The 14,472-nt window shown below is 68.3% G+C and carries 9 protein-coding genes; 3 read left to right on the top strand and 6 right to left on the bottom strand.

Annotation, left to right across the window (positions count from 1 at the left end; all coding sequences use genetic code 11):
• Positions 1 to 10 precede the first annotated feature (10 nt).
• Both MOQ72_RS15695 and MOQ72_RS15690 read right to left on the bottom strand, forming a co-directional pair.
• The gene (locus MOQ72_RS15695; RefSeq protein WP_242184285.1) at positions 11 to 1,996 is read right to left on the bottom strand and encodes a PhoX family protein; all 1,986 of its coding nucleotides are present in this window, start codon (positions 1,994 to 1,996) and stop codon (positions 11 to 13) included.
• Between the two features lie 298 nt (positions 1,997 to 2,294).
• Positions 2,295 to 3,125 carry a M55 family metallopeptidase gene (locus tag MOQ72_RS15690; protein WP_242184284.1) on the bottom strand — a complete coding sequence of 277 codons (831 nt, stop codon included), beginning with the start codon at positions 3,123 to 3,125 and terminating at the stop codon, positions 2,295 to 2,297.
• A 335-nt stretch (positions 3,126 to 3,460) separates the two neighbouring features.
• Between MOQ72_RS15690 and erm the strand changes: the two genes are divergently transcribed.
• On the top strand, positions 3,461 to 4,183 hold the full coding sequence (gene erm, locus MOQ72_RS15685) for a 23S ribosomal RNA methyltransferase Erm (RefSeq protein ID WP_277954155.1): 723 nt from the start codon (positions 3,461 to 3,463) through the stop codon (positions 4,181 to 4,183).
• Positions 4,184 to 4,978: 795 nt separating this feature from the next.
• Entirely contained in the window at positions 4,979 to 5,683 is a 705-nt protein-coding gene (locus MOQ72_RS15680; RefSeq protein WP_242184282.1) for a class I SAM-dependent methyltransferase, read from the top strand.
• Between the two features lie 71 nt (positions 5,684 to 5,754).
• Here the strand turns inward: MOQ72_RS15680 and MOQ72_RS15675 are convergent, their stop codons facing one another.
• From MOQ72_RS15675 to MOQ72_RS15665, 3 genes are all read right to left on the bottom strand, one after another.
• Positions 5,755 to 7,746 (bottom strand): PhoX family protein, encoded by a 1,992-nt coding sequence (locus MOQ72_RS15675; protein ID WP_242184281.1) that lies wholly within the window; start codon positions 7,744 to 7,746, stop codon positions 5,755 to 5,757.
• A gap of 171 nt (positions 7,747 to 7,917) precedes the next feature.
• Entirely contained in the window at positions 7,918 to 9,141 is a 1,224-nt protein-coding gene (locus MOQ72_RS15670; protein WP_242184280.1) for an MFS transporter, read from the bottom strand.
• A gap of 138 nt (positions 9,142 to 9,279) precedes the next feature.
• Entirely contained in the window at positions 9,280 to 11,070 is a 1,791-nt protein-coding gene (locus MOQ72_RS15665; RefSeq protein ID WP_242184279.1) for a hypothetical protein, read from the bottom strand.
• A gap of 572 nt (positions 11,071 to 11,642) precedes the next feature.
• Between MOQ72_RS15665 and MOQ72_RS15660 the strand changes: the two genes are divergently transcribed.
• Positions 11,643 to 12,047 carry a hypothetical protein gene (locus MOQ72_RS15660; RefSeq protein ID WP_242184277.1) on the top strand — a complete coding sequence of 135 codons (405 nt, stop codon included), beginning with the start codon at positions 11,643 to 11,645 and terminating at the stop codon, positions 12,045 to 12,047.
• Between the two features lie 118 nt (positions 12,048 to 12,165).
• Here MOQ72_RS15660 and MOQ72_RS15655 read toward each other — a convergent pair whose 3' ends face one another.
• The gene (locus MOQ72_RS15655; protein ID WP_242184276.1) at positions 12,166 to 14,466 is read right to left on the bottom strand and encodes a LuxR C-terminal-related transcriptional regulator; all 2,301 of its coding nucleotides are present in this window, start codon (positions 14,464 to 14,466) and stop codon (positions 12,166 to 12,168) included.
• Positions 14,467 to 14,472: the final 6 nt, after the last annotated feature.

Here is a 14,472-nt window from a genome sequence, read left to right as displayed (position 1 = left end):
GCGAGGTGGATCAGCGTCGGCCGATCTCACCACCGTCCTTGCGCCAGATCGCCACGACCGACGGACGCGGCTGCGAGTTCCCGCCGTCGGGCCAGTGCGACGCCGGGTTGTCCGCGCTCGCGCCGTCGAGCTCGCCGGGGTGCTGCACGCAAACAGTCACCACGTTGTCCCGGATCACCGGACCGCAGGTCTCTCCGCCGTGCGGCACCGTCAGGAACTGCTTGACCCAGCCGCGTTCGGGACCGTCCACCGGCACCGCGAACAGGCCGTCGTTGCTCTCCAGCGCGTTGCCGTCGGTGGAGATCCACAGGTTGCCGTGCCGGTCGAACGCCACGTTGTCGGGGCAAGAGATCGGGCTGACCTTCGACTTGTCGAACCCGCCGAAGAAGGTGTTCGGGTCGTTCGGGTCACCGCACACCAGCAGCAGGTCCCAGGCGAACTTGGTGCCGGTCGTGTCGTCGGTGACCTCCAGCACGTGACCGTGCTTGTTGCCGACCCGCGGGTTCGCCTCGTCCGGAGCGGCGTTGCCCGCCGAGCCGCGGTTGGTGTTGTTGGTCAGCGCGCAGTAGATGCGGCCGTTGACCGGGTTCGGCTGGATGTCCTCCGGCCGGTCCATCTTGGTCGCCCCGACCTGGTCGGCCGCGAGCCGGGTGAAGATGTAGACCTCTTCGGCGGTGAATCCGGGCACGAACGATTCCTTGCCGCTGGCCAGCGGGATCCACTCGCCGGTGCCGTCGAAGGCGCCGTCCGCGGGCAGCTTGCCGGTGCCGTCGATCTCACCGGCCGGGCTGTTGCCGGCGAACTTCGCGACGTAGAGGGTGCCATCGTCGAGCAGCGTCATGTTGTGCCGCCGGGCGAAGGCGCTGGTGCCCTTCTTCACCTTGCCGTTGGAGACGAACTTGTAGATGTAGTCGAAGCGCTCGTCGTCGCCGGAGTAGGCCACCACCCGGCCGTCATCGGCGATCTGGATGGCCGCGCCTTCGTGCTTGAACCGGCCCAGCGCGGTGTGCTTGACCGGCGTGGACTGGGGATCCTGCGGGTCGATCTCGACGATCCAGCCGAAGCGGTTGGCCTCGTTCGGCTCCTGCGCGAGGTCCCAGCGCTTGTCGAAGTTCTCCCACTTGCGGACGCTCGCGGCGCCCGAGAAGCCGTAGCGGCCCAGGCGGGTCTTGGTGGCCGGGTCGGTGACCGAGTCGGCGTTGGCGAAGTACTGGTTGAAGTTCTCCTCGCCGGAGAGGATGGTGCCCCACGGCGTCAGGCTGCCCGCGCAGTTGTTCTGCGTGCCGAGGACCTTCGTGCCGGTCGGGTCGGCCGAGGTCTTGAGGTAGTCGCTACCCGCGGCGGGACCGCGCAGTTCGAACGGCGTGTTCAGCGTGATGCGCCGGTTGTACTTGCTCGGCTGCGGTTTGAGGCCGCCGCCGTCCCGCTTCACGAGCACCACGGACAGGCCGTGCGCGGCCCAGGCGATGCGCACCTGCTCCTCGGTCGGGTTCTCCTCGTCGTACCCGGCGAACATGTGCGTCTCGGTGGTGTATTCGTGGTTCACCACCAGCAGGTTCTCGTTGCCGCCGCGGTCCAGCGCGATCAGCTCGGCGAAGTCGTTGTTGTAGCCGAACTGCTTCTCCTGCGCCGCCGCGGTCTGGTTGTTGAAGTCGAACTCCGGCGCACCCGGCACCACCGGGTCGCCCCAGCGGATCACGATGCCCTGCTCGTAGCCCTCGGCGGTGACGACCGCGTCCTCGGTGTTCGGGGCAACGGGCGCGAAGTCGGTGCCGGGAACGGCTCCCCGGCCCGGTCGGGCTTGCGGTGCCGGGGTGGCCGCTGCGGTGCCAGCGAGAGCTGCTGCGCCCCCGACGGTCAGGGCGAGCACGCCACCGGCCTTCAGCGCGCCGCGTCGGCTGAGCACGCTTTCGATGATGTCGCCGAAGTAGGCGTTGTCCGAGGTGTTGGGTGCCTCGTGAGCGCACGCGCTACCGCAGCGGTACTTGCAGGTCACCGAGGACCGGTTGGCTGAGTGGTGGGACAGAAGGGGGAGCGGGATGACCCGCCCGCTGTCCGATCGGGAAGACAAGCGGACCTCCAAGTGATCGTCGGGAACAATCGGACATTACGGCGATCAGGCGATAGCACTTGAACGCGAAGATGAACAAAGGTCAAACACATGACGCAGAGTTGCCGAAACCGCCTTCGGACAACCGAAATTGACGAACATCGGGTAGTTGACCGACTACTGAGGTCGATCCCAGAACTCGTTCCGCGTGCGCCGATTTCGCGCTAGATCGCCCACCAAGCTCTCAGCAGTACGGCGGCTGGTTGGTGAGCGCGGTGGCCACGGTCATCCAGACGCGGAACTGCCGGTAGACGTCGGGCAGGTAGCCGCTGATCTCGACGGTGCGATCGTCGCGGGCCGTGACGCCGGGAAGGTCCAGCAGCGTGGTGGCCACGGCGGCGGACTGCCAGCGCACCGCGAGCGTTGTCCGCTCCGCCGCATGGGTTTCGGCCGCAGGCGCCCTGGTCAGGGTCGCGGTCGCGGCGGCTTCGATGGCTTCGCGCGCTTCGGCGATCGGCCGCAGTTCTGCCGCGAAGCGGCCGCGCGCGTACTTCACCGGCACGGTCTCGACGGCGGGGTCCCAATCGGTCATCTCCGCGCATGCGGTGTCGTCGCCGGAGAGCAGCACCACCGGAACACCGAGCACGGCGGCGGTGGCGTGCGTGAGCCCGATCTCGCCGACGGGTCGGTCATCGATCCACAGGTCTTCGATCTCGTGGCCCATGAAGCTGTGGCTGAGCACTCCCGAGGTTCCGGCTCGGGAGTGGTAGCCGATGCAGATCGCCGCGTCGTAGCTGTTGTCGAGACCTTCCAGCATGCCCATGCTCTTGGGCTTGCCGCGGATCAGCCGCGCGATGGGGTGCAGCATGTCGGAACGCAGGTTTCGCATCGGGCCGTGCGCGTCGTTGACGGTGATCTCGGTGGCACCGGCGGCGAGCGCGCCGCGAATCGCCGCATTGACGTCCTCGGCCATCATCAGCCTGCCGTGTTCGTAATCCCGCCCGGCGGGTTGGACGTCGTGGGAGTCGACGAGACCGGTGATGCCTTCCATGTCGACGGTGAAGTAGATCCGCATGGGCACGCTCCGGAGTAGCTGATCAACGCACATCGTTGCACGGCAGCGGCTGCTCACGCGGGCACGAGCTCAGGTGCCCGAAAAATCGGTTTCGAGTCGCGATTGGGACCGCTAGCCTGCTCGGCATGGCTGGTTTTGGTGGCATCGGCGTTTTCATGAGGTTGCGTTCCGCCTAGGCGGCGCCGGATCTGAATTAGCGCCGCCGTCCGCGTCCGGGCTCTCGTTTCCCGACGCGCGGTTCGTTGTGCTTTTGATGCCACGCTGACCTGCGCTCGCGAGTGCCCGGTTCCGACCGGTTCGCGAACGCAGGAGCACTCACCATGCCTACTCGCCGCATGTCGGCGCGCGATCGTGCGCGCCGTGAACTCGGCCAGAACTTCCTGATCGACCGGAGCGCAGCCCGCCGCCTGGTCGACTTGCTCGATCCGTCGCCGGTGCCGATCGTCGAACTCGGCGCCGGGCGCGGAGCCATCACCCGCGCACTCGTCCACACTGGACGAGAGATCACGGCTGTCGAACTCGACCGCCACTGGGCCGCGGAACTCCGCGCCAACTGTCCCCAGGTTCGGGTGATCCGGTGTGACATGCTGGATTTCCGGTTCCCAGACACGCCGTACGCGGTGGTCGGCAATCTGCCTTTCAGCATCACGACGGCGATGACCCGCCGGTTGCTCGGCACAGCGGGTTGGTCGGAGGCGATCTTGCTCGTGCAGTGGGATGTCGCACGCAAACGCGCTGGTGGCGGCACGATGCTGAACGCGCAGTGGGCGCCTTGGTACGAGCTCCGGCTCTGCGGACGGGTTCCCGCTCGATCGTTCCGCCCGGTGCCTGCCGTCGACGGGGGCGTGCTGAAGATCCGGCGTCGGCCGCAGCCGCTGGTGCCCTCCGACGAACTGCGCCAGTACCAGCGATTCGTCGAGGCGGTTTTCACCGGACCCGGTCGGGGTTTGGCCGAGATCGTGCGAAAGGTGACTGGGCGCCGGTTGCGGAACCTGCCCGCGTTGCCGAAGAACCTCACGGCCGAAGGCTGGGCCCACCTCTACACCGAAGTCACCTGACGCCGGTCGGCTTGGTGGTCGCTTTTCGCTGCTTTCCGTTGGAATCGCTCGATGAGCTGTTCCGATTGGTCCGTGGTCGTAGGTGATCAGAGGTCGGATGCTGCGGTTGTGTCATGCAGCGGCGGTCATCTCAAGGAGGTGCTGGACGATGCGGGACGTGCATCCTCCCTGTTCTGCCAGGTCGAGTTGTCCGTTGGGGTGTCGTTGCCTGCTTCGATGAGTTGGCACCTTTCTCCGTATCGGAGGGCTCTCTCCGGCTAGGGGTGGCCGGGCGCCTGTCGGGGCGCGGTGCGCCCGGCCACCATGTGGTCCGGCGTGGGGAGGGACTACGCCGGACCTGGTCGATGTGGGCGGTACCGGTCGGAACTGCCCATCGGTTTGCAAGATTCCGCTGGCTCAGTGCCCACCCTTGATGCTGTCGGAACCGGTGCGGCCGCGTGCCCCGCCCACGCCACTGCCACCGCCGCTGAACCGACCCAAGAGCAGACTTCTGAATTTCGCGCGACGCCACGGCTCAGGGTTACGAGCGAGAACGGTCGCAAGCGGGGCGTCGAGGGCTAATCCCATTCTCATGTCGGGCAAAACCACCGACCCCCACGACACGCCGACGCGATCCCGCGTAAGAGGCCGCGCGTGCGAAGCCCAGCCTGCGCATCCCTGGCGAGGTAACCGCTCCGCAAGCCCTGCTACAGCACCTCTTCATGTCGTCTGATCTGGACTTTCGCTTGTCAGGGCGTAGAATTGTCTACTGTGGAGGACAAGCACGTGGACCGAAGCGTACGTACGGTTGATGACGTGCTCAGGCTCTTGGACGGGCTGTTCGCGTCGGAGGCCGCCCGCTGGACGACCGATGCTGGCGCCTCCTGGTGGGACGGCTTCTACGCGGATCGCGCCAAGCCCGTGCCGTTCTTCGTGGCGAAACCGGACGAGAGCCTCGTCTCCTACCTCGATCGCGGTCTGATCACCACGGGTCGCGCGCTCGATTTGGGCTGCGGTCCCGGCCGCAACGCCTTGCACCTAGCCGCGGCGGGATTCGAGGTGGATGCTGTGGACCTCTCCCCGACAGCTATCGCCTGGGCCGAGGACCGCGCCCGTGACGCCGGTGCCGAAGTTCGGTTCCACTGCGGCGACGCCTTCGACCGCTCCGCGATCGACCTGGGCGGGCCGTACGACCTGATCTACGATTCCGGCTGCTTCCACCACCTGCCACCGCACCGCCGCATCAGCTACCTCGCCTTCCTCGACCGGTTCCTGGCCCCAGGCGGGCATTTCGCGCTCTCCTGCTTCGCGGCTGGTGAGATGGGTTCCGAGCGTCCTGACGCCGACTTCTACCGCAATGCCCGGTTGGACGGCGGTCTCGCCTACACGCCGGAGTCGCTGCGCGAGATCTTCTCCGATCTGACGGAGGTGGAACTGCGCCGCATGCGCGACGAGCCACCGCAGTCCCCGCGTTTCGGCGAAGCCTTCCTCTGGACAGCCCTGTTCCGCCGCGACGCCTGAGAGCCCGCCCGTACGGAAGCGATGGCGCACCGAACAGCGGGTGGTGCCGGATAGCCCGGTACCAGGGGAATTCAGCGCCAGACCGCGATGACGGAAGGGCGAGGTTGGGAGGTTCCGCCGTCCGGCCAGTGGGAGACCGGGTTGTCCGCGTTGGCCCCGTCGACCTCGCCCGGATGCTGGGCCGAGACCAGGATCAGGTCGTCCTCGATGATCGGACCGCATGCCTCGGCACCTCGCGGCACGCTGAGGAACTGCATCACGTGGCCGCGTTCCGGGCCTTCCAAGGGAAGCGCGTAGAGGCCGTCGTTGGCGCCCAGGGCTTCTGCCGAGTCCGTGGTGATCCACAGGTTGCCGTGCCGGTCGAACGCCAGGTTGTCCGGACAGGTGATCGGGCTGACCTGGGATTTGTCGAAACCGGCGAAGTAGGTGCTCGGGTCGTTCGGGTCGCCGCAGACCAGCAGCAGGCGCCAGCTGAACCGGGTGCCCGCCGGGTCGTCGTCGAGTTCCAGGACTTGGCCGTGCTTGTTGCTGTTGCGCGGGTTCAACTCGTCCGCGGCCGCCTTGCCGTCCGGGCCGCGGTCGGAGTTGTTCGTCAGGGCGCAGTACACGCGGCCGGTGATCGGGTGCGGCTGGATGTCCTCGGGACGGTCCATCTTGGTCGCCCCGACCTGGTCGGCCGCGAGCCGGGTGAAGATGTAGACCTCTTCGGCACTCATGCCGGGCACGAAGCTGGTGTCGTTGTGCGCCAACGGGATCCACTCGCCGACGCCGTCGAACTCGCCGTCCGAGGGCAGCTTGCCGGTACCGTCGATCTCGCTGGCCGGGCTGTCGCCGGTGAACCTCGCGACGTAGAGCGTGCCGGAATCCAACAGCGACATGTTGTGCCGCCGGGCGTGCCCGCTGCGGCCAGGTCTCACCTTCTCGTCGGAGACGAACCGGTAGACGTACTCGAACTTCTCGTCATCGCCCAGGTACGCCACCACCCGACCGTCGTCGGCCACCCGGATGTTGGCGCCCTCGTGCTTGAACCGGCCGAGCGCGGTGTGCTTCACCGGCGTCGATGTCGGGTCGTGCGGGTCGAGTTCGATGATCCAGCCGAACCGGTTCGGCTCGTTGACCTGTTGGGCGAGGTCCCAGCGGGAGTCGAAGCGCTCCCATTTGCGTTCGCTGGCGGCGCCCGAGATCCCGTAGCGGGCCAGCCGTTGCTGGGTGGTCGGGTCGGTGACCTGGTCGGCGTTGGCGAAGTAGAAGTGGATGTTCTCCTCGCCGGAGAGGATCGTGCCCCACGGGGTCACGCCGCCCGAGCAGTTGTTCATCGTGCCGAAGGACCGCGTGCCGGTGGGATCCGCCGGGGTTCTCAGCAGTTCGCTGCCAGCGGCCGGGCCGCGCAGCTCGAACGGGGTGTTCAGCGTGATCCGCCGGTTCAACGGGTCGAGGACCGCTTTCGGCGCGCCGTCGCGGGTTTCGAGCACCACGACGGACAGCCCGTGTGCCGCCCACGCCACCCGGACCTGCTGCTGCGTGGGGTTTTCCGGATCGTAGCCGCGGAACAGGAACTCTTCGGTGGTGTACTCGTGGTTGTTCACCATCAGCCGCCGGTCGTCGGTCAGCGGCAGCAGCGCGCAGAAGTCGTTGTTGTAGCCGAACTGCCGTTCCTGGGCTTCCGGCGTCTGGTTGTCGAAGTCGAATTCCGGGGCACCGGGCAGGATCGGATCGCCCCACCGCAGCACGACCTGCTGCTGGTAGCCCTCCGGCACGACCACGGCGTCGGCGCTGTTCGGCTGCACCGGCGTGAAGTCCAGGCCCGGCGGCCGACCGGGTGCGGCGGCTGCGGGCCGCGCGGCGATCGCTGGCAGCACGGCGGCGGAGGCCGCGGCCACGGCACCGGCGCGCAGCAAACCCCGTCGGCTCAGCACGTTTTGCAACAGGTCGCCGAAGTACGGGTTCGCCGTGGGGTTGGGCGGATGCCCGGCGCACTGGTCACCGCAGCGGTACCGGCAGGTCACCCGTGCCCGACCGGTCGACAACAGCGGTAGGAGTCGACGTTCGCCCAGCTGTGCCACCGCAACCTCCCAAGCGATCTAGAAATGGCTTGGAGCGTATGACACCACCAACGAACGGCAAACACTCTCCAAAAATTAGGCGAATTCTCGAAGACCACTTGCGGAGTGAAGGGCACCTTTGACCGAGTAAGCCGGTCAAAGGTGCCCTTCAGTCTTCACCTGAACGGGCGGTTAGAACTCTTCGCCGACCAGGGCGGCTTCGGTGGGGACCTGGTGCTCGTCGGACTTGGGGCGCAGGTCCGTGATCAGCAGACCTGCGGCGACCAGGCACAGCACCGCTCCGGCGGCGAACGGCGCGTGCCGCGAACCGAACCACTCGGCCACGTGCCCGACCAGGGTGGCCGCGGCTGCGCCGCCCAGCCAGCGGCAGAAGTTGTAGCCCGCGCTGGCCACCGGTCGCGGCGCGTTGCTGACGCTCATCGCCGAGCCGGTGAACAGGGTGTTGAGCAGGCCCGAGGCCAACCCGCTGAGGATCACCCCGACGACCACGACCGGCTTGGAGCCAACCGCCATGCCCACGAGCAGCACGGCGTAGATCAGCACCGCGAGCACGGTGCCGCCGACCTCGCCGAACCGGGCGGCCACCCTGGGGGCGAGGGTGACACCGGCGACGGCCACGCACAGGCCCCAGCCGAAGAACACCAGGCCGACCGCGATCGCACCGAATTCGAGGACGAACGGCGCCCATGCGAGCACGACGAAGAACGCGGCGGTGTAGAAGGCGGAACCGAGCGAGGTGCGCAGCAGGCCGCCGTGGCCCAGCGCGCGGATCGGGTCGAGCAGCCGGATCTTGGGCCGTTCGGCGCGATTGCTGTCCTTGGGCAGGAAGCCCGCCGAGAGGATCAGCGCGATCGCCATCAGCACCGCGGTTCCGGCGAACGGTCCGCGCCAGGAGATGTTGCCCAGCGCAGCGCCGAGCAGCGGTCCGGTGGACAGACCGATGCCCAGCGCAGCCTCGTAGAGCAGGATGGCGGCCTGCTGGCCGCCGCTGGCGGCGCCGACGATCACCGACAACGCGGTCGCGATGAAGAAGGCGTTGCCCAAACCCCACACCGCGCGCAGCGCGACGAGTTGCCCGATCGAACTGGCCGCCGCACACGCCAACGTCGCCAGCACGATCAGCACCAGCCCGGTGACCACGGTCCGCTTCGCGCCGAAGCGCGCGCTGAACGCACCGGTCACCAGCATCGCCACGACCTGCACGCCCAGGTAGGACGAGAACAGCAGGGTGACTTGCTCTGGCCCGGCGCGCAGCGCCTCGGCGATCGACAACAGGATCGGGTCGACCAGTCCGATGCCCATGAAGGCGATCACCGCGGCGAACGCGGTGATCCACACGGCTTTCGGTTGTCCCTTGAAAACGTCTAGCAATCGAACGTCGTGCCCGGCGCTCATCGGCCGCCACCCCTTGCTGAACGGAAGCTGTTCGTTTGCAAGGCTAACAACTTTCTGTTAGCCGACCAAACGGACATGAGCCAAGTCACGAAAATCAGGCTCTGACCAGCAGAAATGGTGACGCTCGAAATTAGCGGCTCACGAATTCAGGGCTTCTTGGGCGGCTGTTGCGATGGTTTCCTCCGGGTGGTGTTCGGCGAGCACCGCGAGGACTTCGCCCGCGCTGCCGTGCTCGGTCGCTGCGATCTCCTTGATCAGGGCGATCTGGTCCGCCGCTGGCTGGTGGCTGAACTCGGCCAGGAACAGGTCGACATCTTCATCCACGGCCGCGGCCATGCCGTCCAGCCAGAACAGCAGCTCGTCGCCGGGCCGGGCCACGTCCGCCGTGCTCGTCGGCCGCGATTGCAGCCACATCCGCGCTGCCGGGCCAGCGATCGGGTCCTCGATCAGCTGGCTCGCCGCCGAGACGCCTTCCTCGCCCGTGTGTTCCAGCAGCCCCAGCGCCGCCAGGCGGATCGTCGGGTCGTCGACGCGCCGCAGCAGGTCCGCCAGCTCCGCGCTGGCCTGCCGCTCGCCGCGCCGCTCGATCCACCGCTGGACCAACACCTGCTGCACGTCCGCCGGGGTGTCCGCCGCGACGAGCGCCAGCAGCTCCGCCGGGCATGCCACCAGATCGTCCACCGCGGGCACCTGGAAGCCGAAGGCGCGCAGCGATCCTCGAGCCGCCCACAGACCCGCGGGCATCAGCTCGACCATCGTGCGATCGGCGGTGATGCCCTCTGGCATGTCCGCTTCCAGCGCCTCGACCTCTTCCGGCGCGGTCGTGACGTGGCAGCGGACCGCCTGCATCGCCTCCCACTGCGCGAGCATCCGCCGCACGATGTCGCGCACCGCTTCCCGCTCGTCCAGTTCGCCTTGCCCGAGGAGATCGCAGGCCGTCGCGACGATCAGCTCCAGCGGTACCGCGTCGGTTCGCGAGTACAGCAGGCTCAACGCCGACTGCACGATCTCCGGCAGCGCGTCCTCACCATCGGCCAGGACGTCGAGCTGCTCGTGGAAGACGTCGTCCACCAGCACGAACCGCTGCCAGAGCCGGGTCCACAGCAGTTCCGGTTCGGCCAGCAGCGATTCGGCGATCAGGGTGGGGGCCAGCTGGTCTCCGGCCGACCGGAGCAGGCCCGCCCGCTCGGCCCACTCCAGCAGCAGGTCGGCGTCTGCCGCGTCGCTGCCCAGTGCCGCCGCCAGTTTGTCCACATCGGAGGGATCCTGGCCGTCGCCGACCCAGTCCAGCAAGGTGCGCAGCTGCTGCATGATCGGCGTGCTCGCCGCGATCGCCCGGTGCGGTTCGATCTCGGCGAGCTCGATCGGCGGCAGCCAGAGCGCTGGTCGGGTGGCGTCCAGCGAGTCGCGGCGCTCGATCTCCTCGAACACCTCGCTGTCGAAATCGATCTCGTCGGAATCCACCGAGTCGAAGAACTCGGCCACGGCTTGCGGATCGTCGACGTCCACGCCGAGTTCGCGCATCGTGGTGTCCCAGAACTTCTCCAGGCTCCACTCGGTGGGCTCGGCCATCGCGGCCAGGTAGTCCGGCACGGCCCGCTCGACCGCCTCGTGCAGCTCCGACACCGGAGTCGGCGAGGTCAGCAGACCCTCCTCGGCGAGGAAGCCGAGCCACTGGTGCAGGACCTCCGGAACGGCCGACCACTCCTGCACCACCAGGCGACGTGGCACCACTTCGACCAGGAACCGCGCCAAGTCCTCCTCGCTCCAGCAGGCCAGCAGGCCGTCGCGGACGAGCTTGTCGTCCAGCAGGCATTCCACCAGCCAACCGGCCTCCAACTCCGGTCGGCTGCGGTCGAACCGGTCGATCAACTCGTCGCGCGCGGCTTCGAACCGGTCCACTTCGCCGTGGATGAAGGCAGTGCGCATGACTCGCTCCTTTCGCTCAGGTGTGCGGGGGATCGGGTAGAGGGTAGGGAGTCCCGGAGTGGTTTCCCGGTAGCGGAGGCCGGATTCCGCACGCGTGTCGTGACCCTCGAATGGGTGAAACCGGGGTCACATCGGTACGGCCATCGGTACATGTCCCGCTTTGCCTACCAGGGTCCTTGGTCCATGCTTTCGCCACGTCCGGAAGTTTTCGGACGTGGCGCCGCCGCAAGCGGTGCACGAAGCACTTCCGCCTGCAAGACCCGGTGATCGAACGGCGACGAGACCGCCGTCTCGACTGCGGCCCACCCGGCCGAGGCGGTCATGGGTCGACCCCCGGATCTTTCAGCGGATTTCGCGACAGGGAGGAGGTAACGCCCAGCGACCGGACAGCAGTCAAATTGCCCCAGCCGTCTGTTGTTCGGCCCTCCCATCAGCGAGGCGGGTGCCACCCGTCCGACAAGGCGGCAAGACAACCGCCGCGCCTGCCTCGCTGATTTCTAATGCATCTGGGAGCCGACCGTTCCCGGACCACCCGATCCCCTGATTCCTCTTGAGGCCCGCGATCAATCGACATGAACAGTAACTCCGAATACCGCTCCTACGGTTGGTGGGTCGAGCAAGATCCCAAAACCGACCGAACCACACTGATCATCGGCGGCCGGGTGGGTGCGCTGCGCATCCCCGCCGAACTAGCCGCCCGCGTGCACCACGTGCTGGTCGTCCACCTGCAGGCCGGACCCGCGCTGGCCGACGGCGACGACTGGGTGCTGCTCACCCAGCCGGACGGTCGGGGTGACTTGCCGGACGAACTCGCCGAGGTCGTCGCCATGCCGACCGGCAGTCGACTGGCGTTGCCCCCGCTGGATGACCCGCGCTGGATCAGCCCGCCGCGGGCGGACCGCCTGGCACCGCCCTGGCAGGTCGTCGTCTCGGCGGCCCGCCGAGCCCACGCCGAAATCCTGCACCCCACCGCCTGAGCGGCGGACGCTTGGACATGCAAGCCGGGGATCCCGGAGCCGAGAAGACCACTGCGGGTTCCGTCGCCCGCACCGCGGTGTCGTGAGTGCGTAGCCGGACTGGAGCACGGCTACGCACTCACGACCGTTCGGCTACCCAGACCGCGATTTGGGCTCGGGAGGTGACGCCGAGCTTGGCCAGGATGTGCTCGATGTGGCTGTCCGAGGTCCGCTTGGAGATCACCAGCTGCTCCGCGATCTGCCGGTTCGACAGGCCCTGCGCGACCAGCTGCGCCACCTCCTGCTCACGCGGGGTCAGCCGCGCGGGAGTGTCCGCCGTCTGCGCCGGTTCGCGTTCCCCGAGCGCGAACCGGATCAACTCCTCGACGGTGTCCTCGGCGCCCTGCCGTCGCGCGGCGCGCAGTTCCGGCGTTGGCAGGCTGTTGCGGATCCGCGCTTCGGTCTCCGCGTGCCAGGCGAAGTAGCGCTCGATGCCGAACAAGTAGCTGCCCAGCGGCTTCCACAGGTGGGCCACGGCCGAGGTCAGCCGAGCCGCCCGTGCCGGGTGCTGCTGGGCCGCGGCCACCCACGACTCCAGTTCGATCGCCAGCAGAATTCCGGTGAGGTCGCTGAACAGGTGCTTGATCCGCAGGCATTCGTGCAGGTGCACCAGTGCCGCGGGGAAGTCGCCCTGCCTCCAGCGCACCAAGCCGAGCACCATCTCGGCCCACCCCCGACCCCACTGCTCACCGTGCTCCTCGCAGATCTCCCGGCACTGCTCGCACAGCTCGACGGCCCGCCCGTAGTCGCCCCGGAAGGCCGTCACCAGCGCCAATTTCGGCAGGCTGAGCAGCGCCAACCCGTCGTGCCGCGGCATGTCGTCCCGGTCCAGCGCCTCGGTGAACCAGGTCGCGGCCCGCGCGTGCTCGTTGCGCAGCATCGCGATGGTCCCGGCGAGGTGCGCGATCGACGCCGTCACCGAATCGGCCTTGACCTGGGTGGCCACCTCCCGCGCCTCGGCCAGCAAGCCGTTCGCCGTGTCGGTGTCGCCCTGCAAACCGGTGACCAGGCTGTTGACCGCCAGTGCCCGCGCCCGCTGCAGGCTCGGTCCCGATGACACCTGGAGCGCCTCGTCCAGCCAGTAGCGGCCTTCGCGCAGCAGTCCGCCAGCCATCCAGAAGAACCGCAGCGCCGCAGCCATTCGCAGGCCCTCGTGCCCTTCGCCGGATTCGGTGCGGCAGAAGTCCAAGGCGGCCCGCAGGTTCGCCCGGTCCTGCAGCAGCCGGGTCAGCCACTCCGCCTGGTTGGGGCCCAGCCACTCCGCGTCGATGTGCTCGGCGAGCAGCAGGAAGTGGTCGCGGTGCCGCCGCCGCAACACCAGTTCCTTCGCGCCGCCGCCGAGCCGCTCCCGCCCGTACTCCTGGATCGTCTTCAGCAACCGGTAGCGGGTCGGGGCGTCGTGCTGGTCCTCCTTGGTCAGCACGGACTTCTCCACCAGACCCGCGACCCCGACGAGCACATCCTCGGTGCTCACCCCGTCGCCGACGCAGACGGCTTCGGCGGCGTCCAGGTCGAAGCTGCTCGCGAACACCGACAGCCGCGCCCACAACGCCTGCTCGGTCGGCGAGCACAGGTCGAAGCTCCACTCGATCGCCGCCCGCAGCGTGCGGTGGTGCGGCACGGCATTGCGATCGCCCAGGGTCAGCAGGCGGTACCGGTCGGCGAGCCGGTCCAGGATCTCCTCGACCGAAAGCGACCGCATCCACACCGCGGCCAGCTCGATGGCCAGCGGCAACCCGTCGAGCTGCTGGCACAGCCGCACCACCAGCGCCTCGTTTTCCGGACCCACGGCGAACCCTGGCACGACCGCCGAGGCTCGGTCGGCGAACAGCTCCAGCGCCTCGTAGCCGGTGGCCCGCTGCACCACGTGGCCGTACCGGTCCAGCCGGGGCATGACCATCGGCGGCACCGGCCACACCTGCTCACCCGCGATCGCCAGCGGGGCCCGCGAGGTGACCAGGACGCGCACCTCTGGCGCGGCCGCGAGCAGCCCGCCGACCAGCGGTCCGCACTCCTCCAACAGGTGCTCGCAGCCGTCGAGCACGATCAGCATCCGCTTGTCGGCCAGCTGCTCGGCGAGCAGATCTTCCGCGGACAGCGCCGGTCGATCGCGCAGCCCCAGGGTGGCCAGCAGCACGCGGGCGAGGTGGTTGCGCGCCGGGACCTTGGCCAACTCCACCAACCAGATGCCGTCCGGGAAGGCGCGGCGCAGATCGCGCGCGACGCGGGTCGCCAGCCGCGACTTGCCGACCCCCGCCACACCGGTCAGGGTCACCAGCCGGGACGTTGACAGCAGACGTTTGACCTGCGTGATCGCCCCGCGGCGGCCAACGAAACTCGTCAGGTCGTCGGGGAGTCTGCCCACCCGCCGGGTTGCCATCACGAC

The organism is Saccharopolyspora soli, assembly GCF_022678645.1.
Taxonomy (GTDB): Bacteria; Actinomycetota; Actinomycetes; order Mycobacteriales; family Pseudonocardiaceae; genus Saccharopolyspora; species Saccharopolyspora soli.
The sequence above is the reverse complement of the archived record's forward strand: the minus strand, read 5'-3'. Positions and strand labels throughout refer to the sequence as shown.

Coding starts and splice junctions, on each gene's coding strand:
- MOQ72_RS15690 (WP_242184284.1), bottom strand. CDS start 3,125: ATGCGGATCTACTTCACCGTCGACATGGAAGGCATCACCGGTCTCGTC.
- erm (WP_277954155.1), top strand. CDS start 3,461: ATGTCGGCGCGCGATCGTGCGCGCCGTGAACTCGGCCAGAACTTCCTG.
- MOQ72_RS15670 (WP_242184280.1), bottom strand. CDS start 9,141: ATGAGCGCCGGGCACGACGTTCGATTGCTAGACGTTTTCAAGGGACAA.
- MOQ72_RS15665 (WP_242184279.1), bottom strand. CDS start 11,070: ATGCGCACTGCCTTCATCCACGGCGAAGTGGACCGGTTCGAAGCCGCG.
- MOQ72_RS15660 (WP_242184277.1), top strand. CDS start 11,643: ATGAACAGTAACTCCGAATACCGCTCCTACGGTTGGTGGGTCGAGCAA.
- MOQ72_RS15655 (WP_242184276.1), bottom strand. CDS start 14,466: ATGGCAACCCGGCGGGTGGGCAGACTCCCCGACGACCTGACGAGTTTC.